The organism is Nocardia sp. NPDC050413 (assembly GCF_040655475.1).
Classification (GTDB): Bacteria; Actinomycetota; Actinomycetes; order Mycobacteriales; family Mycobacteriaceae; genus Nocardia; species Nocardia coubleae.
Genome location: NZ_JBFAJZ010000001.1, coordinates 583,132 through 603,823 on the forward strand (window position 1 = coordinate 583,132; position 20,692 = coordinate 603,823).

The following is a 20,692-nucleotide window of genomic DNA, read 5'->3' on the forward strand; positions in this document are numbered from 1 at the left end:
ATTCTGCCGGCGATCTACTCGGCAACACTCACGGCCTCACGCTACGACAACGAGGACCGAATCAGCCGCGCCGCGAACGGCTTTGGGAAACGACCAACGGTCGGGCCGTGGTCCCTGACATTTTCCAAACGTATTGCCACGGCTTTGTCGGGATTCGTAAGGTCATGCGCCATGGTCAGAACTCCCGAACCGGTACCGGATCAACACGGCAGGCGATTCGTTGTCACCGGTGCCAACGGTGGCCTCGGTGCGATCGTGACGCGCACCCTCGCCGACCGTGGTGCAACGGTGGTCATGGCGTGTCGCGACCCGGAAAGCGGGCGTGCGGTCGCCGACCGGATAACGGGCGATGTCACCGTGGCCGCCCTCGATCTGGCCGATCTGGCCGCTGTGCGGCGGTTCGCACAGCAATGCGGCGAATTCGACGTCCTCGTCAACAATGCCGGGCTGATGAACGTACCGTTCGCCCGCACCGTCGATGGATTCGAAATGCAGTTCGGAGTCAACCACCTCGGACATTTCGCACTCACCGGCCTTCTGCTGGACAAGGTGCGGGACCGGATCGTGTCCTTGTCGAGTATTTCGCACGGCTGGACGAAATCGCTCCCACTCGACGATCTGCGTTTCGAACGGCGCCGATACCATCGTTCGACTGCCTATGCCGAATCGAAACTGTCGACGCTGATATTCGGCCGTGAATTGCAGCGCAGACTTCGCGAAACCGGGTCGACGCTGCGCTCCTACGCCGTGCACCCCGGCGTGGCCCCGACCGGGCTCGTCGCCAGGACACAGACTCCGCTCGACTACGTCGCCGAGCCCTTCATCCGGCTGGTCGGCCAATCCCGCACCGCCGCCGCGCAATCCACGCTCTACGCTGCCACCGCACCGGCGGCCGACCCCGACATCTACTGGGGTCCGACCAGGTTGTTCAACACCCGCGGACCGGTCGGTGCGTGCCCGTCGAGCGCGTTGTCGCGAGATCGCACCCTGTGGCAGCAGTTGTGGACGGCGTCCGAACAAGCGACCGGAGTTCGCTACCCCACAGCGGCGGTGACGCATGGGGATTAGTGTTCGCGCCCTTGCTTTTGCGGCGGTGATCGGTCTGTGCGCGGCGTCGGGAACACACTCCGCGGCCGGATCGCCGCCGGTGTATCCGATCCCGGACCCCGACCCGTTCTACGCCGCACCCGCCGACATCACCGCCGCCGACCCTGGTGCGGTGCTCGCGGTCCGCGTGCAGGAACCGCTGCCGTATTTCCCCACGGCCACCGTCACCTTGGTGAAGTTCCGTTCCACCGACTCACACGGCCGCCCGATCGCGGCGACCACCACGATCCTCACACCCCGCGACCATCGCCCCGGCGCCCCGCTGCTGTCCTATCAGCACATCATCAACGGCCTCGGCACCCAGTGCGCGGTCTCGCGCGCGCTCTACGCCTACGATCCCAATCTGCTCTATCGTGCTGTGCCGCTGCTGAACACGATGCTGTTGCGTGGCTGGAGCATCGCTCTACCCGATCATCTCGGTCCGAATGCCGCCTACGGTGCGGCCAGGCTCGGCGGACAGCTCACCCTCGACGGCATCCGCGCCGCGACCAGGGTCCCCGAGCTCGGACTCGCGGACAGCCCGGCCGCCCTGCTCGGCTACTCCGGCGGTGGGATGGCCACCGGCTGGGCAGCCGCGCTCGCCCCGCGGTACGCACCCGAACTCCGCCTGGTCGGCGCCGCGCAGGGCGGTGTGCCGATGAACATCACCACCATGGCCCGCACGCTCGGCCTCGCACCGCACCCCATGTTCGGACTGGCGATGGCCGCTGCGCTCGGGCTCGAACGCGAATATCCCGACCGCCTCCCGATCAGCGCGCAACTCAACGACACCGGATTGGCTGTCCGCGACGCGATGGCCAACGGCTGCACCGTCGAAGTGATCGCCGCCGGTGCCATGCACAGCGCCGCCGACCTCGCGTCCACCGTCTCGCTCATCGACGACCCACGCGTCTGGGAAGTGAGCGACGCGAACAGCCTCGAATTGTTCGACGGCGTGCCGACCATGCCCGTGTTCGAATGGCACACCCCGATCGATCCGCTGATCCCCGTCGATGCCATCGATCGCACCACCCGGCGCTACTGCGCAGCCGGCACACCGGTGCGCTCGGAGCTCTATCCGAGCCCCGACCACCTGGCCACCGCGGTGCTCGGCTTCCCGTCCGCGGTCGACTGGCTCGACGCTCGGTTCCGCGGTGAGCCCGCGCCGAGCAACTGCTGACCCAACTCTCCCAAAGATCGAGGATCGACCATGCGCCGCATCTGGCCGGCCGTACTGGCTGTGCTGTTCTGTACCGTCACCGCGAGTGTCTTCGCCCCGGCAGCGACCCCCGAGCCGCGATATCCCACCCCGGAAGCCGACCCGTTCTTCACAGCACCGCCCGATATCGGCGATTTCGCTCCCGGTGATGTGGTGCGGCAACGGAAATTCGACCTGGGCCCGTACCAGGGCACCGACATCTGGCACGTCGCCTTCCGCTCGACCAACTCCTCGGGCGACCCGATCATGGGCGTCACCACGGTACTGATCCCGACGGGCGTGCCGAATCCGCCGCTGGTCTCGTATCAGGCGCTGATCAATTCGCTCGGCACCAAATGCAATCCTTCTCACTCGCTCGTCAACGACGAAACTCCGGACGCGTTCGGCGCGGCGCTGCCGCTGGCACGCGGCTGGGCCGTCGCCCTGCCGGACTACCTCGGCCCGAATGTCGCCTATGGGGCCGCCAAACTCAGCGGCATGGTGACCCTCGACAGCGTGCGCGCACTCCAGCGCGCCCCTGAACTCGGCCTGGGCCAGTCCCCGATCGCCCTGGCAGGCTACTCGGGCGGAGGCCTGGCGACGGCTTGGGCCGCCGCCATGCAGCCGACCTACGCACCCGAGCTCACCCTCGCCGGCGTCGCCGCGGGCGGTATTCCCGCCGACCTCGAACAGATGGCCCTCGGGATCGGTTTCGGGAACCATCCCGGCTTCGGTCTCGCCTGGGCAGCGGCGATGGGCTTGGAACGCGAATACCCACAGCGTCTGCCCATTTCCGACCAGCTCAACGCCGAGGGCCGGTGGTTCCGCGACTTCACCGCCGACGAATGCCGCCGTTTCCTGCTGTTCCACGGCGTGCTCCGCAGCGCCGAACAACTCGCGGCGACGAAGTCCCTGATGGACGATCCCGAAGCGCGCGCGGTGCTGCGGGAGAACAGTTTGCGGCACTACCCGGGCCTTCCCCAGACCCCTACAATGCTCTGGCAAGGTGAATTCGACGCACTCACCCCCTTCGACGCCGTCGCCGACGTCGCCGGGCGCTACTGCGCGGCAGGGGTAGCGCTCACGTTCTCCCGGTACCAGATCGCCGAGCACATGACGACCGCGGTGGCGGGTCTGCCCGAAGCCTGGAACTTCATCGAGGCCCGATTTCGCGGCGAACCCGCGCCGACCCGCTGTCGAGCATGATCGGCAGCAACCAGCGGGAGCACTAGGGAAGAGCAACAAATACATCCGGTGTCCACCTGTGACGTTCTCCAGCCGACGTCGCGTAGGCACATCGTGACCGTGCGGCTTTGGCTATACCTACAGATCTGATCTCCACCGCTTGGCCGAACGTTCGTCGCCGTGCAACCGCAGAGGACCAGCGGGCTTTGCTCAGGCTTCGGGGCCGCACTGTGGAGCCGAGTCCGGGCGAAGGGAAAAACAGATGTCCGTCGACAATCTCTCCAGGGAATCGCTGACCATCTCCGGCAAACCGGCATCGTCTCCACTCAAGGATGTCCGCAATCTTTCCCGGCAGATGGTCGGTCATTTCGTCGCCAACGTCATCCCGTGCGGCACCCTGCCCGGCGAGGCCATCAGAGGCGATGTCACCACCATCACCCGCATCTGCCTGGAATTCGCCGTCGGAATGCTGGACGGCCGTGATATTCCGGGCCAACTGCAGCGTTTGCAGGACGCGGCGGGTGGTTGGGCCCGCGAAGGAATTCCGATCGACACGATCCACCACTCGATCGCCGAGGGCTTCAAGATGGGCCTGGATCTTGTGGTGTCGAGCGCCTCGGTGAAGGATTACGACAGCCTCATCGACGGGGCGAAAATGGTGATCGAGATGCTCGACACGATCACCGCCCAGGTGTCCCTCGCCTATGTGCGTGAATTGCGTAGCGTCATCAGCGAACATCACACCGCGGTGCACACACTCACCTCGGCGCTGCTCGGCGGGCACAGCACCTCCACGATGGCCCGGGAATGCGGCATCGCCATCGCCGAGCAATACGCCGTGCTCGCCTTGTCATTCCCGCCGCATGCCCAGGAGACCATTCCCGCTCTCGATCAGAAGGTCGTGGCCCGGCGCAAATTGCGTCGTGTGCAAGCCGAATTGGCGAAACGCTGCGGCGATTCTGCGCTGTCATTGCTCAGCGTCGACGGCGGCACAGTACTCATCCCGGCCGGCACCTTCGACCGCGACGGGTGGGCAGCCCTCGTCGCCGAACTCTCCGGAGCCGCGCAGGTCGGAATCACCGCAGCCCTTGTCGAAACCAGCACCATCGGCATCCCCGACGCCGCCGACCAAGCCCATGAACTCCTCGATATGGTCCAACGCCTCGACGTCACCCCCGGGCTCTACCGCTTCGACGAACTCGCCCTCGAATACCAGCTGACCCGCCCCGGACCCGGCCGCGAATTCCTCGGCTCACTGCTGAACCCCTTGGAGCCGTTCCCCGAACTCCTCGAAACCCTGCAACGCCATATAGGCAACAACCTCAACCGCCAACGCACCGCGCGCATCCTGCACGTGCACACCAACACCGTCGACTACCGGCTCAAGCGCATCGGCCAACTCACGGGCTTCGACCCCACCCAACCCGTCGGCCTGTGGTACATGCGTTCTGCCCTCGTCGCCCGCAGCTACCGCGCCACGGCGGCTGGTCAACAGTGACCGGAAGCTGGTCCGCCAGCCGCGTTCGTTTGTCCCAGACGTTCTTCTACACCGCGCCACCCGCCGAGCGCGAGTACGGCGGCGCGTAAGGACTATGCCGAAACACGCACTGATGATCGCGATTGTCAGCACATCGTGGTGGACGAGAACCTGCCGGTGAACATCCGCGCTCTTGGAGTCCCGGTGTGGCCCGGTGTCAGGTATCCGCCGATGAACCTCGAGTACGGACCTGTGCTGACGCGACGGTCACCCGTGACACTCGACCTCCGCCCGACCGCTGACCGCTCAGCCGCCGAGGGTGTCGGTGAGTGTGCCGATCGCGTAGGTCACCGCCATGGCCAGTGCGCCGCCGACGACGACTCGTAGCACTGCTCTGCCTCGCGCGCTTCCGCCGAGTCGCGCGCTCAGCGACCCGGTGAGCGCGAGCGCTACGAGTACTGCCACGAAGGTCACCGGCACTCGCCACTGTGCCGGTGGCAGCACGATCGCCAGCAGCGGGAGCAGCGCTCCGCAGGTGAACGCGATCGCCGAGGAGCCTGCGGCGGCCCATGGATTGGTGAGTTCGCTCGGGTCCAGTTTGAGTTCTGCTTCGGCGTGGGCGGTGAAGGCGTCGTGGGCGGTCAGTTCCTCGGCTACCTTGCGTGCGGTCGCCGGGCTCAGGCCCTTGGCCTGGTAGATCTCGGTGAGCTCGGCCAGTTCGTAGTCGGGGAAGTCGGCCAGTTCCCGCCGTTCCTTGGCCAGGAGCGCTTTCTCCGAATCGCGTTGAGTGCTCACCGATACGTACTCACCGGCCGCCATCGAGATCGCGCCCGCGACGAGTCCGGCCACGCCCGCGGCGAGGATGGTCGTGCTGTCGTTCGTCGTCGCCGCGACACCGACCACCAGTCCGGCGGTGGAGACGATGCCGTCGTTGGCGCCGAGTACCCCGGCGCGCAGCCAGTTCAGCCGGGAGGCGAGGCCCTCGGCATGCGGTTCGTGCGGGTGGGTGTCGGTCGGCGAGTCCTGCACCCGATCAGCCTAAACGAGCTCGTCGCACCGCTCGTTCACGAAGACCTCGACGTGGCCGATGTCTTGGCGTGTCTAGGCTGTCGAGCATGACGAAGTCGGGGGTGGCGTCGGAGGCGGTCGAGATATCGCGAACATGGCGGTACGTCATGCGCGCGACAACTGTGGCGTCGTGCTTCGGGATTGCGGTGTTGCTGTTCGAGGTGGTCACCGACTACACCTTGATGGCTCTGCTGCTGGCAGGTGCTGTGCTGCTCGCGGCTGGGGTGGCGTGGATGGTTCTCGCCCCGATCGGCTGCGCCAAGTATCGCGAGTACCGGGCTGTCGTTACCGCTCCGATCGTGGTGGGAATCGGTGTCGCGCTGGTGTTTTCCGGAGTACCGGACCGGATCGCCTGGTGGCTGTCCGAAGACTCGATCACGCGTGCCGCGCAGGTGTGCGCGAAGGGTGGTGCGGCCTGGTTCGGTGTGATGCACGTCGACAACGTCTATCCGTACGACGGCGGGTGCATTTTCGCGATCTACCCCACCGACGGCGGTGTCGCCTACTTCGCTCCCGGATCGACACCGCCGAGTGGGCCGCCGCGACCCTATGAAAACGTGTACGAGCGCTTCGCCCCGAACTGGTACCGCTACAGCACACCGATCGTGCACGATTGACTTCCTCCGCTGCCTGACCATGCGAATTCTGCTGAGCGTCCGGACATCTCGGCCGCGCGGCAGGGTCCGGGCGTGGCGACGATACGGGAGCTTCAACGGCACGACTGGCGAGGTTCGAGGCCGTGGTCGATGCGATTGACGATCACCGCATGCGTCACCGGTTTCGTCGTCGGCGTCGTCGCTGTCGTGGAAGCCACGTCGCCCGATCCGATGGTGTGGTCGGTCGGATGGGTTGTTCTGGTAGGACTTTCGATCTGGTGGGTGTATCTGGTCATCGGGTACGCGCCGACAACAATCGGCGGTTTGATGCTGGTCGCGGTCCAGCCACTGCTGGTCTTCTGCGGGTTTGTCGGTGAGGTCGACAACCTTCCCGAGCGGATCGCGTGGCATGTCTCGGAAGACGCGATGGCTGCCGCGGCCCAGGTCTGCGAGCCTGCTGGAGATCCGCAGTGGATCGGCATGTTCCGAGTCGATGCGGTGCGTCGCCACAGCGACGGAGCGTGCGCCTTCGCCGTCGGACAACGAAGTGACACCGACGGTCTCGCGTACTTCGCGCCGGGCACGAACCCACCCGACGACGCACAGCAGCGCAAGGCCCACACCGATTACCAGCCGTTCGACGGCAATTGGTTCCGGTACGAGTTCGCGCCTGGATACATCGACTGATCGGATGACGCCGGGCCGCAGCACAAGTCGATATCGGCCCAGGTCACGTGCGAAGAGACACGGCCTTCCGTGCGGCGGCTGTCACCGGATGTGGTTAGAGTCCGTGGCGTGTCAGTGAATGTCGGTGTCTTCGTGGAGATCTCCGGGTTGCGCGACGATCGGGAACAGGTGGGAATGACCACGTTGTTGACCGAGGTCGTGCGCGCGGAGCGGTTGGACGACGAAGTGTTCGTGAGTATGCGGGGCGAGGGGGACGACCTTGCCGTGTGCGCCGATTCCGGCGACCACAAGGTGATCTTCGCCGGGTTCTTCCGGTGGCAGGCCGACTTCGAGCGGCGGCTCACGGCGCGGGCAACGCAGCTGGTGCCGCATGCGCGGGTGCGTTTCGGGTGGGAGCACGAAGATGATTTCTGATCCACGCGCCGACGGCCCATGGGCCGACCAGCTCCCCGACCCGGTGCCGGTGGTGCATCGAGACCTCGAGGTGCGCGTCGGCGGCTGGGACTTGACGGCGCTCACTCGTGAGCACCTCCAGTACTGGGTGGGCTGTATCCCTCTGCAGTTCGGCAACACCTTCATGGTCGTGTCGCGCAAGGATCAGCCAGGGTTCATCCAGACCTACCGCAACGGCGCCGACGACTACGACCTCGAATTGTCTGACGCACCCCCTGAGGTCAGGCGCACTGTCATCCGCGACGAGGCACAACTCGTCGAGATCCTGTGGGCCTGGCTCGAAGGTGATCGCGAAACGGTCGACGCCCTGGATTGGGGTCCTCTCGAGCAACCGTGACAGACGGGCTGACGAGCAAGGGGTTCGCGAGATACGCGTGGTGGTCAGGTGGGGCTTGCCACCGGGTACCGTTGGGCGGTGAACCCAGCCGACGCGCGACTCCTCAAAGACGGTGACCTAGATACTCGCGAGGAAAACCTGCGGCAGCTGCTGCTGCGAACCGAGAAGGGTGACGCATCGGCGGCGGAAAATCTGCGTGCGCTCGTGCGGGACTACCCCGACTACCACCGGACGCTGTACAGCCGGGCGCTGAACCGGGCTGGACTCTTCGGCGACGACACGCTGCGCGAGCCACTACTCGCCTCCCTCGGCGACACCCGCTACAACTGCCAGGCATGGGCCGCGATGGGATGTGCGGCGCTCGGCTTCCACGAGGCGGTCCCGGGACTGGTCGCGATGCTGGATCACCCGCAGGACATCGCCCGCGACCAGGCGATCATCGCGCTGGGTGTGCTCGGCGACGAGTCGGTGGTACCGGCCCTCGCGCCCCTGCTCGGGGACTCGAACAGCGGTATGCGCGAGCGTGCCGCCGAAGCCCTCGGCATGATCGGCGGCGACGCTGCACTGGCCGCCCTCTGGAACGAATTCGAGAACCGCCGCTACTACCGCATCGGCTACATCGCCAGCGCATTGTCCGAATTCGCCCCGGAGATCATTCCGCGACTGATCGAAGCGGCTTCGAGCGCAGACCCCGACCAGCGCTACTGGGCGGCCGTCGCCCTCGGCTCGACCGGCGACGACCGCGCGGTACCGACACTGGAACGGCTGATGGCCACCGACCGCGGCTCGACGGTGTTCGACGGCATGGTGAGCGTTGCCGCGAAGAAGGGTCTGCGCACACTGCGCCGCATCCAGGCCGCGATCGCCGCCCGCGAATCCTGATCGAACGGCACGTCGGCGCCGGTCCCGCGCGGTTCTCCCGCGAGCAGGTCAGCCCCGCGGCAAGTGCGGGTCCATCCAGCGCAGCATCCGATCCACCGAATCCGCGCAGTCACCGTGCGCCCCTGACTCCGCCCATTCGATCAGCGCGGCGAAGGTAGCGGACTGGTAGGCGGTCGCCATGGCCCGGCAGATGGCAGCGGGGGAGTTCGGCAGCCGATCGGCCAGGTAGGCGGAGAGCGTATCGATCCACGGTCGATAGATCCGCGGTGCGGTCGCGGCCAGTTCCGGCTCCGACGAGATCAGCCGCAGCCAATCCGGCGCCAGCTCCTGGATCCGTGGATCGCGCGACACCGATTCGACGATCGCGGTCCTGACCACCACCGCGGGCGCCTCCTCGGCGGCGGCCCCGGCGAGTGTCGCGCGTAGCCGTTCCGTCGCCGGTGCGACACCGATCCAGGCGATATCGGATCGGGATGAGAAGTGCCGCAACAGGGTTCGTGTGCTCACGCCCGTGGCCTCGGCGAGCTCGTTCCAGCCGGTGGTGGCGAACCCGCGCTCGGTCCACAACCCCAGCGCACCGGCGGACACGGCCGCGGTGTCCAGCACGGAGGGTCGGCCGGGACGGCGGGCAGCTGGCTGGGTCACGGCGAAAGCCAAACAGTTTTGGCGAAGTGTGTCAATATCGGTGGGCCGTCACCGAAACAGGAGAAAAGTATGGATTTCGTCAACTCGTCCGCGATCGTCACGGGCGGCGCGTCGGGCCTCGGCTTGGCGACCGTGCAGGAACTGCACGCCAAGGGCGCCAAGGTCGTCATCGTCGACCTGCCCTCGTCCAACGGCGCGGCCATCGCCAAGGAACTCGGCGAGGGCGCGGCTTTCGCGGCCGCGGATGTGACCGATGAATCGGCGGTGGTCGCGGCACTCGATATCGCCGAATCGCTGGCCCCGCTGCGCATCGCCGTTAACTGCGCCGGAATCGGCAACGCGATCAAGACGGTCGGCAAGAAGGGCGCCTTCCCGCTCGCTGACTTCACCAAGGTGATCAACGTGAACCTCGTCGGCACCTTCAATGTGATCCGGCTGGCCGCCGAACGCATGTCGGCCACCGAACCCGTCGGTGAGGAGCGCGGCGTCATCATCAACACCGCCTCGGTCGCCGCCTACGACGGCCAGATCGGCCAGGCCGCCTACTCGGCGTCCAAGGGCGGCATCGTCGGCCTGACCCTGCCGGTCGCACGAGACCTGGCCAGCTTCAAGATCCGCGTCGTCACCATCGCGCCCGGCCTGTTCCGCACGCCGCTGTTCGAAACGCTGCCCGAGGAGGCCCTGCAGTCCCTCGGCGCCCAGGTCCCGCACCCCTCCCGCCTCGGTCAGCCGGCCGAGTTCGCGGCACTGGCCCGCCACATCGTGGAGAACCCGATGCTCAACGGCGAAACCATCCGCCTCGACGGCGCCATCCGCATGGCCCCGCGCTGAGCCGGACTGTGCCGCAGGGCATCCGGCCGTGACTTTCGCGTGGCCGGATGTGGTCGCCTTGTTCAGCGAAGTGCGTTGTCATCTGTCCGTTATCACAACGTTGTGCACTCGAAGCCGGTTGCTATGGTGAGGACGCAAGAGTGTTCGTTCGGATGAAGGAAGACAATGGGAAGCACTGTCCTCGACGTCATCGCTTTGGTGACGAACCGCGCTGCGGAGTTCTGGAATTGGATGGCGACCGGATCGTCGGGGTTCCCGCCGCTGTGATCGGCTGACACACCATATTTGTCCGCGAAACCTCCGAAGGCCCTTGGGTTTTCGGGGGTTTCGTGGTTTCCGGGGCGGGTTTGTGTCGTACCCCGGCGCTACCGTTGGCGCACAACCCGAGTCGAGGAGGGTGACGATGACCGACAGTATCGAGGGTGCCAGGGAACGGGCGAGGCGCCCGGAGGATCTGAGCAGACTGGTGGTCGAACGGTTGAACGCCGGCGATGTGGACGGCCTGGTCGAGCTGTACGAGAGCGACGCGGTACTCGCGTTGCCCGACGGTGTCGTCGCCACCGGGATCGAGGAGATCAGGGCCGCTTACGCCCGGCTCGTCGCCGACCGTCCGGTGTTCCAGCCGGGCCCGCAGGCACCGGCATTACGCGCGGGCGACCTCGCGCTCACGTCCTCCCGACTGCCCGGCGGTACCGGGGCGACCGTCGAAGTGGCCCGCAGGCAGCCCGACGGGACCTGGCGCTGGATCCTCGATCAACCCAACGTGCTCGGATGAGCATGGCGCACAACGGGTTCCAGCGCGTCAGTTCTGGTTCAGGCCGGTGGAGAGCACGACGACGACCTTCTCGTCGGTGACCTCGCTGACGCGCACGTCCATCCCTTGCGCGGGCTGGGATTCCCCGGCGGGCACGGTCACTTCCTGACCGCCGATGCGCAGGGTGACGATGTTGCCGTTCACGGCGACCAGTTCGGCGTCGATGCCGAGTACCGACGCCTTGGCGTTCACGCCTCGGTCGAAGGTCACGGTGCAACCGCTGACGGTGCATTCGGAGGTGGTTCCCGGCCCGGTGACGGTGCAGGCGGTGGCGGAGAGGGGGAGCAGCAGGGCGAACGCGAGGAGCGTGATCCGCCGTCGAACAGACATGCGATGAGTGTAATCGGGATTCGAACCGGCAACGGATCGGTCTCGTCGGGTTGGTCCGTGATCTCGGCGGGGTAGTTCTTTACCGAGAGGTAGCCAGGCATCGCAGGCGGAGGTGCGAGACATGGACATGAGCGCGATGACGACGGCGAGTCGCTGGTGGTGGCGGCCGGGGTGGACCCCGGGCCGTTCCTTCTACGACTGGCAGGTGATGCCGACGCAGCCCGTCGCCGACAAGCTCGTGGAGATCTTCGCCCCTACTGTGGCGCGGGTGCCCGGTCTCGAACAAGTCGACGCGCCGCGTCTGCGGGTGGAAGTGCAGGGTGTGGGCTTCGTCGACGGGGTGAAGGGCGTCGATCTGGCCCGTCTGGTCGAGGGTTCGCGTGGCCTGCTCGCCGAGCACGCGCCATTCCCCATCACCTTCGGTCCGCCGGTGGTCGCCGCCGACGGGGTGCGATTACCCATCGCGTTGCCCGAGGAGTTGCTGCGCGTCCGTGAGGACCTCACCCGTGCGTTGACCGATGTCTGGATCCGGGAGCGCGTTCCCGAGTTCGGTGAGCCGTTGCTGCCGTACCTGGCGCTGGCCTACACGAAGACACCGGTGCCGGTCGGCGAGATCGAGGACGCGCTCGCTGCCGACGGGTTCGCCGACTTCACCCTCGACGACACGGTCTCGTCGTTGTCGCTGGTCGAGTTGGTGTGCGAGAACGGTCGGTACGACTGGTCGGAAGTGGTGTCCGCCGAGTTGTCGCGCGACCCGCATCCGCTGCTCGAACGCCTCGGTGCGGGGAGCGCGCTGGCCGGTTCGCCGCGCTAGTCCTCGGTCGGTTCGGCCTCCGGTGCCGTCAGACGGACGACACCGGCGTCGAGGTCGAGATCGAGGTGGGGTTCGCGGGCCTGGCCGTCGCTGTCACCGCTGCCCTCGTGCTGCAGCTTCTTGCCAGGAAACATTTCACCCATGATGCCCACGTCTCCACGATAGTCGCGGTAGCCACCAGTTCGCCGGTCCCATGAGCTGGACCAGGGCGGGGACCAGCAGCATGCGCACCAGGGTGGCATCGAGGATCAGGGCGATGATCATGCCGATGCCCAGCAGCCGCATGGGCGTGAGCGGCGACAGCGCGAACGCGCCGGTGACCAGGACGAGCAGCACGGCGGCGGCGGTGATGACCCGTGCCGTCCGCACGGTCCCGACGCGCACCGCCGTCGCCGTGTCCGCGCCCGCGCGGTGCGCCTCGGCCATCCGTGACAGCAGGAACACCTCGTAATCGGTGGACAATCCGAAGACCACCGCGATGATGAGCACCGTCATGCCCGCCGGGAGCGGCCCGTGACTGATACCGAGCAGGGTCGCACCGTGACCGCCGACGAAGATCCAGGTGAGCACCCCGAAAGTGGCGGCCAAGCTGAGAAACGCCATGGCCACGGCTTTGAGCGGCAGGATCACCGAGCGGAACGCGATGGTGAGCAGCACCATCGTGACAAGCACCATCACGGCGATCATCAGCGGCAGCCGATCCAGCGTCGCGTCCACACTGTCCAGGGTGGCCGCGGTGTCACCGCCCACCGCCACCGTGGTGGCGCCCGGTGCGGGTAGGGCGCGGATGGCGCGGACGGCGGCGTTGGCCTCCTCACTGCGGTCGGCGTGGGTGAGGAAGACGTGCAGAACGACGAAGTCGTCGTCGCGTCCCACCTGGACGACATCGTCGACCCCCGCGACGTCGCCGATCGCGTCGAGCGCGCCTGCTACGGCCGCCGATTGCGGTGGGCCGTCGAGACCGCGCAGCAGCACCGTCGCCCCGCTCGCCGCCGCGGGGAATTGTGCGGTCAGCTCCTCGACCGTGTGACGCATCGGGCTGTCGGCGGGCAACGCGCGGTGGTCGATCTCGCCGAGACGGATACCGGCCAGCGGTGTGGCGAGGACGAGCAGGACCGCGCCGACGGCGATCGTCACCGTTCCCGGTCTGCGCAGCACTGCGTCGACCACTCGACCCCAGAAATGCTCGGTGCGTGTGGTCGGTTTCGCGCGCCCGATGTGGGCGCCGAAGAGCACGAGCAACGCCGGCAGCACCGTGAGCGACAGGGCCGCGGCCAATGCGACTGCCGCTACCGCGCCGATACCGAGCGAGCGGAGCACGGCTTGCGGGAAGACGAAGGTGCCGGCGAACGCGCAGATCAACAGCGCCGCCGACACAGCGACCGTGCGACCGGCACTGGCCATCGTCCGGCCGACCGCGGCGCCGATATCCGCGCCCGAACCGTATTCCTCGCGAAACCGGTTCACCAGGAACAGCCCGTAGTCGATGGCCATGCCGAGCCCGAGTAGCGACGCGATATTGACCGCGAAGGTGGTGACCTCGGTGACCTCGGTCAGCAACCGGATGGCACCGAGCGCACCACCGACGGCGAGCATGCCGACCACCACCGGCAATGCGCCCGCCGCGATGCCCCCGAACACCAGCACCAGCACCAGCAGTGTCAATGGCAACGAAATCGACTCGGCCACAACGAGATCACGCTGGGACCGGTCGATGATCTCGGCATTGAGGGCGCTGTACCCCGACAGCCGGGTTTCGACACCGGGCACCCGCAGCGCCTCGGCGACAGCGGGATAGGCGGCGATGCGGGCGGTGTCGTCACCGGCTGTGTACACCACGGCCACCGCGTGCCTGCGGTCTTCGGCGACCAGGAAGTTCTTGCGTGGCACCACCGCCGACCAGTAACTCTCCACGGGCCGGGCGAGCAGCGCCGGGTCGATGCGGTCGACGGCGGCGCGCACCTGCGGGCCGATCTCGTCGATCGTGCGTCCCTCGGGTGTGGTGTAGAGCGCGACCACATCGGGGCTCTGTGGGCCGAGCTGTTCGGTGACGAAGCGGTCGACCAGGGCGGATTCACTGCCACCGTCGATGAACCCGCCCGCACTGAGGCGCTCGGTCACCGTCGCACCGTATGCGGCGCACAACCCGATGAACACCACGACCACGGCGAGGACGGTGCGCGGCCGGGCCGTGACGAACCGGGCGAGTGTGGTCACCGCGCCGAATCCACCACGGGTAGTTCGGCTTCCAGCATCGCGACGATCCGGTCGAGCAGGGCTTCGAGCCGTGCTTCGATTCCGGCACCGTTGCGGGCCGACACGGTGAGCTCGGTGTGGCCGTCGAATTCGGTGAGGCCGAACAGCAACGGCATGGCGACGCTGTGCTGGGGGAGTACGAACAGCCCGGTGGGCCGGAAACCGGGGACCGCGAGGTCGTCGGAGGTGAATCGGCCCATGTGGGACACGGTGGCCGAGGCCAGGTTGCGGCCCAGCCGCGCGCCGAGCCAGTTCGTCGTCCGCAGCACCCCCCGATTGACCGGGTCCGGGACCAGGGTGATGCGGGTGTTGGCCAGCTGGTTCAGTTCCCGCCACTGCGCGAGCCCGGCTTTGATGTCGTCTTTGACCTGCGTCCAGTCCTGGCCCGGTGCGATGTCGAGGAACAGTGGCAGCGCGAGGTTGGCGGTCGAGCGCAGCGCGGGGTCGTGACGGCGCAGGTCGACGGGCATCATGATCCGCGAAGTTCCCGGGGTCTCGGCGGCCAACAGCGCGCAGACACGAGCCAGCGCACCGGGTCCGGCGGCCTGTACGCGCCGGTGCCGCAGCAGATGCCGGGCGATGCCGCGCCGCTGCCTGCCGCGCCCCACCGCGCTGCGGTAGCGCGGAATCATCGGGGTCGGCTTGCCCGGCGCACCGACCCGGTCGACGAGTTGTTGATCGGCCACCGGGTCCGGTTGCGGAACAGGGTCGGCGCCACGCAGCGCGCGCAGCACATTGGTCGCCCACAGCACCATGCCCATACCGTCCATCACGCCGTGGAACACGCGGAATATCAGGGTCGGTGTGGTCGCGATGAGCAGTAGGACCTCGACGGTGGCATCCGGGGTCGGCCCGATATCGCTGGTGAGTACCGGATCGGATTCCAGTGCGGGATAACCGAATTCGTGGTCGTCCACCACCCGGACGGCGGGGGCGATGCCGCTGTCCACCCAGATGTCGCCCTGCCTGCGCAGCCGGGCGCCCGGTGTCACGTCCGCCGCCGCAGCAACCGCCTGGCGCAAGCGCTGCGGGTCGATCGTGCCCTCACCCGGCACGACGAGCTGCATGAGGAAGGGCGGGGCGAGGGTGCGCATGGGGAAGTACATGCGTTCGGTGGTCGTCACAGGTCGACGGAAGACGGTGTCGCCGTTCATGATTGCCTCTCGGGTGTTACCGCAGGTGCCCGGCGAGCGACTCGATGCCGCCCTGGTCGTCGAGCCAGGCCGAGAAGGTGGACAGGCCGGTGGCACGGTCGACGACCGGGTGGTAGCCCAGGTCCGCACGGGCCGCGCCGGTGTCGTAGGTGGCGGTGCGGGTCATCAGGGCGACGGCGTAGCGCGACAGCGGCGGCGACCAGCGCCGTGCCACGGCCGGAATCCGCCACACCGCCTCGATGGCCGCGACAACGGCGGCGAGGACACGCGGATTCGGCCTGCGCGTCGGCCGCTGGAGGCCGAGCCCCTCGGCGACCTCACCGAGGAACCCCCACACATCGGTCTTCTCGGCATCGGCGATGAAATAGGCCTTGCCACCGATGTTCTGGGCGCTCAGCGCGAGCAGGCAGGCGTGGACGATATTGTCCACGTGGCACAGCGACGCCTCGATCGTCCGGCCGTACGACAGGTCGGGCAGGGCGCCGTCGGCGGTGCGGGCGAGCAACCGCACGATCGGGCCCGACCGGTCACCGGCACCCCAGATCGCGCGCGGACGCAAGGCCACGGTGCTGAATTCGGCGGTGTTCGCGGCGAGCACAGCCTGTTCGGCCGTCGCCTTCGTCTCGGAATAGTGGTTGAGGTAGCGGCGCGGATAGGGCAGCGACTCGTCGACGTCGATCTGGTCGCCGCCGTCACGGTCCATCAGGGCACTGGGGCTGGAGATGAACACGAACCGGTGCGCACCGCCGCGGCGGGCGGCGTCGAGGAGCAGTTCGGTGGCGCGCACGTTCTCCACCCAGAACTGGGCTCGGGTGCCGCGTTCGTCGACGCGGGCCGCGCTGTGGATCACCGCGTCCACCCCGTCGGCGGCGCGGCGCAGCGAGTCGGCGTCGGTCAGGTCGCCTTCGACGATCGTGACGGCGTCGCGGGCGGTGCCGAGGTCGTCGAGCACGCTGGTGCGCCGTACCAGGATCGACACGTCGTGCGTACCGTCGGCCACCAGCGCCCGCACGATGGCGCCGCCGAGGAATCCGGACGCGCCGGTGACGAGGATCTTCATGAGTTCAGCTTCTTCGTGGCCCAACGGGCGAGTTCTTCGCGGCCGATCTTGGCGTTGTGCCGGATGTCGACCGGGAAACCGGGGTGGATGAGGAAATCGGTGATCGGTGCGGCGGTGTCGAACGCGGCGGCGCGGTCGCGCAGGCGCATATCGACGGCCACCGCGTCGGCACCCGGCTCCAGTTCTACACATAGCACCGGCCGGTGCGCACCGGGTCGGCCGACACCGACCAGCGCCGTACGCGACACCCCACGTACGGCGTTGAAGACCTGTTCGACCTGCACGGTGAACATCGGCCCCGCGGTGGTGCTCAACCGCTGGCTCTTGCGCCCGCAGAACCACACGCGGCCCTGGTCGTCGATCCAGCCCAGGTCGCCGGTGCGGTGCCAGACCCGGTCACCGTCGGCGATCTTGCCCAGCGCGTTGGCCTCGGCGGGCCAGTAGTAGCGAGTGCTCACGTTGGGTCCGGCGACGACGATCTCGCCGATCCGGCCGGTGGGTTCGGCGTCGGCGAGATTCGCGATCGGGGCGTCCGTGACGGCGACGAGGCGCACCTCGACATTGTCGGTGGGGCGTCCGATGCAGGTGCCCTCACCGTTCGCGGCCCGTTCGACCAGGCCGTCGAGCAACTCCCGCGATTCGATCGTCGTCATCGGCAGCGCCTCGGTGGAACCGTAGCCCGCGAAGATCTCGACATCGGGGCGCAAGACCTCGCGCAGCCCAGCGATGCACCACGCGGGCACCGGCGCGCCTCCGGAGAAGATGCTGACCAGGGAGTCCAGTTCGACGGGGTGCGCCCGCAGGTGGGCGAGCAGCGGGATCAACACGGCCGGCGACGCGAACATCGTGCGCACCCCGAATTTGGTGATCGCGTCGACCACGTGCGCCGGATCGGTGGAACCGACCTTGCTGGGGATCAGCGGCGGCAGCACACACCGGGAACCGAGCAGCAAGTCGAGCACGCCGACCAGCGGCAGGGTGACCAGCGAGGACTCCGGTGGCATGTGCCCGCGCGCGGCGTGCACCTGCTCGACCATGGCGGCGAGGTTGCCGTGGGTGAGTTCGACCGCCTTGGCCGGGCCGGTGCTTCCGGTGGTGAAACCGATGATGAGCAGGTCGTCCTCGGCGGCGGGCGCACGGTCGGGCAGCAGACCTGCCGGGGTGCGGCCCCACGATCGCAGGGTGGGTCCGCCCCAGAACCAGCGGCGGCCGACGGTCAGGGTGGTGCGCACCCGGCGGAAGCTGCGCGGGAACAGCACCCGCAGCGCGTGTGCCTGCGGGATCCCGATGAACGCCTCGGCCTCGACCGCGCGCAGACAGTGCACCATGCGCCGCACCCCCATGCCCGGGTCGATCACCACCGGCACCGCGCCGATCTTCAACAGCGCGAACAGGATCGCGTACAGCTCCGGGCGCGGCAGCACCAGCACGATGGTGCGGGTGCCGCTGCCGACACCGGAACTCGTCAGGTGTTCGGCGATGGCGTCGGACCACCGGTCGAGATCGCGGTAGGTGACCCGCCGGTAGTCCGGCATGCCTTCGGCGGTGGTGCCGTCGGGGTAGATCACCGCCGGGCGATCGGGTTCGGTGCGGGCGAATTCGCGGAAGCGGTCGATCGTGGCCCAGTAGGTCGCGGTGGTCACGCGAGGTGCTCCTCGGGCAGCCGGTAGAGGGTGGCCGCGGCCGACGGACCGGCACCGGCACCGACGAACAGAATGTGGGTGAACCCACCGAGAGAGGCATCCTCGGTGGCGCGCGCGTAGGCCAAAGGCAGCGCGGCGGTGTGCGGGTCGCCGTCGGTGAGATCCGGTGTGCGCACGGCATTCTGGTCCAGGCCGAGGGCGTCGGCGAGGCGCTTGGGGAAGTGCGCGCTCGGGGTGGAGGCGATGAGCGCGACCCGAGCGTCCGGCGCCTCGGCCAGCGCCGCGCGACCGGCCGCGACCGCGACCGCCAGGACCCTGTCCTCGAAATCGGGTTCGCGTTCCACCGTCATGAGGCTGCGCCCGACGGTGCCCATCGTCGCGGTGTCGACGTAGGCCTGTCCGGCCGGCGTGCCGGGTGCGGTGACGGTGTGCACGGGTCCGAAGCCCTCCGCGCCCTCGACGTACTCGAGCAGCAACGCGGCACCGGCTGTGGCATAGGGGAATTCGGCATCCGCGCGCGAGCGGGTGAGCGACGGATGGGTGTCGCCCGCGACGATCAGCACGTGCTCGGTTCCCGTCGCCAGGATCGCGCCTGCGACCTGCACCGCGTTGACCACGCCGGTCGCGCCGTTCATCAGGTCGAAGGAGAAGGTGCGCGGGTCGTTCTTGCCGTAGTCCAGGCCGATCCCCGCGGCCTTCTGGATCATCGCGGCGACGGCGGGTTCCACGGTGTTGGAATCGCGGAAGATGCCGGTGTTGATGAGCACACCGACCTGGTCGGGCCGGATCTCGGCCTGCTCCAGACAGTTACGGGCCGCGCGCCCGCTGTGCTCGACGATGCTGTGGGTGTCGGTCGACCGACTGGTACCGGTGGCTCGGATACGCACGCCCATGACGAACCTCAGACCTTCAGGGAGGAGATGGTGGTGGACAGGAAGCCCGCGACGACGCCCGAGGCGGCGGGGACCATGAGAACCTTCGCGCCTGCTTCGATGCCGTCCTGGGCGAGCTGATCGTGCAGCACGATGAAATGTGAAGTGGTTGAAGTGTTCCCGTACTTCTCGATCACATTGAGGTCCGGCGGGATGGGAGCGCCGAACTCGCGAGCGGCGACCGCGTTGATGAAAGGCACGGCCGCGGCGCCGAACTGGTGGTGGATGATGTAGTCGAATTCCTCGTCGGCGAAGGTGCTGCCCTGTGCGGCGAGGAACTCGCCCTGGGCGTCGGGCCACAGCAGGAACCTGGCCTCGTTGTGCATCTTGCGGTTGTCGGTGTAGAGCGCGACACCCGAGGACTTGTCGCTCGGCATGCCGAGGCACAGGTGGGAATGCTCTGCGGCCGTGAGCAATTCGATGTAGTGGATCTTGTCGGCATCGTCGACGGCCTGGTCGAGCACGACCGCGCACCCGGAGTCGCCCACCGAGAGCGACGCGAACTGCAGGTCGTACTTCTCGGAGATCTCGTTGACCGCCGTCTCGGCGATCGGGGTGATGGACTCCCCGCTGACCACCATCCCGTTGCGCACCACGCCCGCCCGGATCATCCGGTCGAGCAGGTAGGTGCCGGTGAGCATGCCCGCGCAGGCATTCGACACGTCGAAGGTGATGGCCCGCTCGGCGCCGAGTTCCTTGGCGATGGTCGAGGCGAAGGAGGGCTCCATGTACATGCGGGTGCCCTCGTTGCTGCGGGTGATCGAGCAGGAGATGATCACCTCGAGCTCGCCCGCCCCGTAGCGTGAGCGCTCGAGACAGTCGCGGGCCGCGTTCACGGCGAGCGTGAAGGAGTCCTCGAGGCTGTCGGGCCGGGTGTCGCGGAACCGGCGCTCCTTGATGCCGGTGATCTTTTCGAGGTCGAAAGCGGGCGGCGTGGCGAGCCGGGAAAGTAATTCCTCGGTCGAGACGACATTCGACGGAAGATACGCACCGATGGATTCGAAACGCGAATGCGACACGAAAACTCCTGACAGTCGAAAAGGGTCGCCGGTGACCTTGGCGGGGTCGATGCGAGCGGACACTACCGGAAAGTAACCGGGTTTCGCGGGGCGACGTCGGCGGTCGCGGAGGGTTGGCTCGCGGCGCGCGCCGAGCTGGATCCCATCCAGACATCTGCCGGTGGCAATGGTGAAGTTACACAGCAAATGCGCCGAGTCTGCCGATATTCCTCAATCTTTCGACAT

General features: G+C 67.6%; 22 protein-coding genes. 12 read left to right on the forward strand and 10 right to left on the reverse strand.

What is annotated here, in order from left to right; translation table 11 throughout:
• Positions 1–171: 171 nt before the first annotated feature.
• The 4 genes from AB0I19_RS02770 to AB0I19_RS02785 all read left to right on the forward strand — a co-directional run bounded on the left by AB0I19_RS02770 (position 172) and on the right by AB0I19_RS02785 (position 4,967).
• A complete protein-coding gene (locus AB0I19_RS02770; protein ID WP_357143674.1) occupies positions 172–1,068 on the forward strand; it encodes an oxidoreductase in 897 nt (298 codons plus the stop codon).
• The gene (locus AB0I19_RS02775; protein ID WP_357143676.1) at positions 1,058–2,266 is read left to right on the forward strand and encodes a lipase family protein; all 1,209 of its coding nucleotides are present in this window, start codon (positions 1,058–1,060) and stop codon (positions 2,264–2,266) included. Before AB0I19_RS02770 ends, AB0I19_RS02775 begins: the two co-directional genes overlap by 11 nt.
• Positions 2,267–2,296: 30 nt before the next feature.
• The gene (locus tag AB0I19_RS02780; RefSeq protein ID WP_357143678.1) at positions 2,297–3,490 is read left to right on the forward strand and encodes a lipase family protein; all 1,194 of its coding nucleotides are present in this window, start codon (positions 2,297–2,299) and stop codon (positions 3,488–3,490) included.
• Positions 3,491–3,731: 241 nt separating this feature from the next.
• Positions 3,732–4,967: a helix-turn-helix domain-containing protein gene (locus tag AB0I19_RS02785; RefSeq protein WP_357143680.1), complete on the forward strand. Its 1,236-nt coding sequence runs from the start codon at positions 3,732–3,734 to the stop codon at positions 4,965–4,967.
• 285 nt (positions 4,968–5,252) lie between these two features.
• Here AB0I19_RS02785 and AB0I19_RS02790 read toward each other — a convergent pair whose 3' ends face one another.
• Positions 5,253–5,975, reverse strand: a complete 723-nt coding sequence (locus tag AB0I19_RS02790; RefSeq protein WP_357143682.1) for a VIT family protein — start codon at positions 5,973–5,975, stop codon at positions 5,253–5,255.
• 86 nt (positions 5,976–6,061) lie between these two features.
• Here AB0I19_RS02790 and AB0I19_RS02795 point away from each other — a divergent pair, with 86 nt between their 5' ends.
• From AB0I19_RS02795 to AB0I19_RS02815, 5 genes are all read left to right on the forward strand, one after another.
• Positions 6,062–6,631, forward strand: coding sequence for a hypothetical protein (locus AB0I19_RS02795; protein ID WP_357143684.1), 570 nt, complete (start codon positions 6,062–6,064; stop codon positions 6,629–6,631).
• Between the two features lie 129 nt (positions 6,632–6,760).
• Positions 6,761–7,297, forward strand: coding sequence for a hypothetical protein (locus AB0I19_RS02800; protein WP_357143685.1), 537 nt, complete (start codon positions 6,761–6,763; stop codon positions 7,295–7,297).
• A 108-nt stretch (positions 7,298–7,405) separates the two neighbouring features.
• On the forward strand, positions 7,406–7,711 hold the full coding sequence (locus AB0I19_RS02805; RefSeq protein WP_357143687.1) for a hypothetical protein: 306 nt from the start codon (positions 7,406–7,408) through the stop codon (positions 7,709–7,711).
• Positions 7,701–8,087: a hypothetical protein gene (locus AB0I19_RS02810; RefSeq protein ID WP_357143689.1), complete on the forward strand. Its 387-nt coding sequence runs from the start codon at positions 7,701–7,703 to the stop codon at positions 8,085–8,087. Before AB0I19_RS02805 ends, AB0I19_RS02810 begins: the two co-directional genes overlap by 11 nt.
• Positions 8,088–8,165: 78 nt before the next feature.
• A complete protein-coding gene (locus AB0I19_RS02815) occupies positions 8,166–8,969 on the forward strand; it encodes a HEAT repeat domain-containing protein (RefSeq protein ID WP_357143691.1) in 804 nt (267 codons plus the stop codon).
• A 48-nt stretch (positions 8,970–9,017) separates the two neighbouring features.
• On the opposite strand, the gene AB0I19_RS02820 is transcribed toward AB0I19_RS02815, so the two are convergent.
• Positions 9,018–9,614, reverse strand: coding sequence for a TetR family transcriptional regulator (locus tag AB0I19_RS02820; RefSeq protein WP_357143693.1), 597 nt, complete (start codon positions 9,612–9,614; stop codon positions 9,018–9,020).
• A gap of 69 nt (positions 9,615–9,683) precedes the next feature.
• On the opposite strand from AB0I19_RS02820, the gene AB0I19_RS02825 reads away from it, so the two are divergent.
• On the forward strand, positions 9,684–10,445 hold the full coding sequence (locus AB0I19_RS02825; RefSeq protein WP_357143695.1) for a 3-hydroxyacyl-CoA dehydrogenase: 762 nt from the start codon (positions 9,684–9,686) through the stop codon (positions 10,443–10,445).
• Positions 10,446–10,848: 403 nt separating this feature from the next.
• Positions 10,849–11,220 (forward strand): nuclear transport factor 2 family protein, encoded by a 372-nt coding sequence (locus tag AB0I19_RS02830; protein WP_067489281.1) that lies wholly within the window; start codon positions 10,849–10,851, stop codon positions 11,218–11,220.
• A gap of 27 nt (positions 11,221–11,247) precedes the next feature.
• Here the strand turns inward: AB0I19_RS02830 and AB0I19_RS02835 are convergent, their stop codons facing one another.
• Positions 11,248–11,589, reverse strand: a complete 342-nt coding sequence (locus AB0I19_RS02835; RefSeq protein WP_067489284.1) for a hypothetical protein — start codon at positions 11,587–11,589, stop codon at positions 11,248–11,250.
• 121 nt (positions 11,590–11,710) lie between these two features.
• On the opposite strand from AB0I19_RS02835, the gene AB0I19_RS02840 reads away from it, so the two are divergent.
• Positions 11,711–12,403: a hypothetical protein gene (locus tag AB0I19_RS02840; RefSeq protein WP_357143697.1), complete on the forward strand. Its 693-nt coding sequence runs from the start codon at positions 11,711–11,713 to the stop codon at positions 12,401–12,403.
• Here the strand turns inward: AB0I19_RS02840 and AB0I19_RS02845 are convergent.
• The 7 genes from AB0I19_RS02845 to AB0I19_RS02875 are packed head-to-tail and all read right to left on the reverse strand — an operon-like array spanning position 12,400 to position 20,467.
• On the reverse strand, positions 12,400–12,546 hold the full coding sequence (locus tag AB0I19_RS02845) for a hypothetical protein (RefSeq protein WP_166655799.1): 147 nt from the start codon (positions 12,544–12,546) through the stop codon (positions 12,400–12,402). The genes AB0I19_RS02840 and AB0I19_RS02845 overlap by 4 nt on opposite strands.
• Positions 12,539–14,620, reverse strand: coding sequence for an MMPL family transporter (locus AB0I19_RS02850; RefSeq protein ID WP_357143699.1), 2,082 nt, complete (start codon positions 14,618–14,620; stop codon positions 12,539–12,541). Before AB0I19_RS02850 ends, AB0I19_RS02845 begins: the two co-directional genes overlap by 8 nt.
• On the reverse strand, positions 14,617–15,783 hold the full coding sequence (locus tag AB0I19_RS02855) for a peptide synthetase (RefSeq protein WP_357143701.1): 1,167 nt from the start codon (positions 15,781–15,783) through the stop codon (positions 14,617–14,619). The genes AB0I19_RS02850 and AB0I19_RS02855 overlap by 4 nt, the downstream gene beginning before the upstream one ends.
• Positions 15,784–15,829: 46 nt before the next feature.
• Positions 15,830–16,873 carry an NAD-dependent epimerase/dehydratase family protein gene (locus AB0I19_RS02860; RefSeq protein WP_357143703.1) on the reverse strand — a complete coding sequence of 348 codons (1,044 nt, stop codon included), beginning with the start codon at positions 16,871–16,873 and terminating at the stop codon, positions 15,830–15,832.
• Complete coding sequence (locus tag AB0I19_RS02865; protein WP_357143705.1) at positions 16,870–18,516, reverse strand: fatty acid CoA ligase family protein; 1,647 nt, start codon at positions 18,514–18,516, stop codon at positions 16,870–16,872. The genes AB0I19_RS02860 and AB0I19_RS02865 overlap by 4 nt, the downstream gene beginning before the upstream one ends.
• Positions 18,513–19,409: a hypothetical protein gene (locus AB0I19_RS02870; RefSeq protein WP_357143707.1), complete on the reverse strand. Its 897-nt coding sequence runs from the start codon at positions 19,407–19,409 to the stop codon at positions 18,513–18,515. The genes AB0I19_RS02865 and AB0I19_RS02870 overlap by 4 nt, the downstream gene beginning before the upstream one ends.
• Positions 19,410–19,417: 8 nt before the next feature.
• Positions 19,418–20,467, reverse strand: a complete 1,050-nt coding sequence (locus AB0I19_RS02875) for a 3-oxoacyl-[acyl-carrier-protein] synthase III C-terminal domain-containing protein (protein ID WP_357145090.1) — start codon at positions 20,465–20,467, stop codon at positions 19,418–19,420.
• Between the last annotated feature and the right edge of the window lie 225 nt (positions 20,468–20,692).

What these genes read in the sequence shown, in the direction of transcription:
- AB0I19_RS02770 (WP_357143674.1), top strand. Translation starts at nt 172, where the DNA reads ATGGTCAGAACTCCCGAACCGGTACCGGATCAACACGGCAGGCGATTC.
- AB0I19_RS02775 (WP_357143676.1), top strand. Translation starts at nt 1,058, where the DNA reads ATGGGGATTAGTGTTCGCGCCCTTGCTTTTGCGGCGGTGATCGGTCTG.
- AB0I19_RS02780 (WP_357143678.1), top strand. Translation starts at nt 2,297, where the DNA reads ATGCGCCGCATCTGGCCGGCCGTACTGGCTGTGCTGTTCTGTACCGTC.
- AB0I19_RS02785 (WP_357143680.1), top strand. Translation starts at nt 3,732, where the DNA reads ATGTCCGTCGACAATCTCTCCAGGGAATCGCTGACCATCTCCGGCAAA.
- AB0I19_RS02795 (WP_357143684.1), top strand. Translation starts at nt 6,062, where the DNA reads ATGACGAAGTCGGGGGTGGCGTCGGAGGCGGTCGAGATATCGCGAACA.
- AB0I19_RS02800 (WP_357143685.1), top strand. Translation starts at nt 6,761, where the DNA reads ATGCGATTGACGATCACCGCATGCGTCACCGGTTTCGTCGTCGGCGTC.
- AB0I19_RS02810 (WP_357143689.1), top strand. Translation starts at nt 7,701, where the DNA reads ATGATTTCTGATCCACGCGCCGACGGCCCATGGGCCGACCAGCTCCCC.
- AB0I19_RS02825 (WP_357143695.1), top strand. Translation starts at nt 9,684, where the DNA reads ATGGATTTCGTCAACTCGTCCGCGATCGTCACGGGCGGCGCGTCGGGC.
- AB0I19_RS02830 (WP_067489281.1), top strand. Translation starts at nt 10,849, where the DNA reads ATGACCGACAGTATCGAGGGTGCCAGGGAACGGGCGAGGCGCCCGGAG.
- AB0I19_RS02835 (WP_067489284.1), bottom strand. Translation starts at nt 11,589, where the DNA reads ATGTCTGTTCGACGGCGGATCACGCTCCTCGCGTTCGCCCTGCTGCTC.
- AB0I19_RS02840 (WP_357143697.1), top strand. Translation starts at nt 11,711, where the DNA reads ATGGACATGAGCGCGATGACGACGGCGAGTCGCTGGTGGTGGCGGCCG.
- AB0I19_RS02845 (WP_166655799.1), bottom strand. Translation starts at nt 12,546, where the DNA reads ATGGGTGAAATGTTTCCTGGCAAGAAGCTGCAGCACGAGGGCAGCGGT.
- AB0I19_RS02860 (WP_357143703.1), bottom strand. Translation starts at nt 16,873, where the DNA reads ATGAAGATCCTCGTCACCGGCGCGTCCGGATTCCTCGGCGGCGCCATC.
- AB0I19_RS02870 (WP_357143707.1), bottom strand. Translation starts at nt 19,409, where the DNA reads ATGGGCGTGCGTATCCGAGCCACCGGTACCAGTCGGTCGACCGACACC.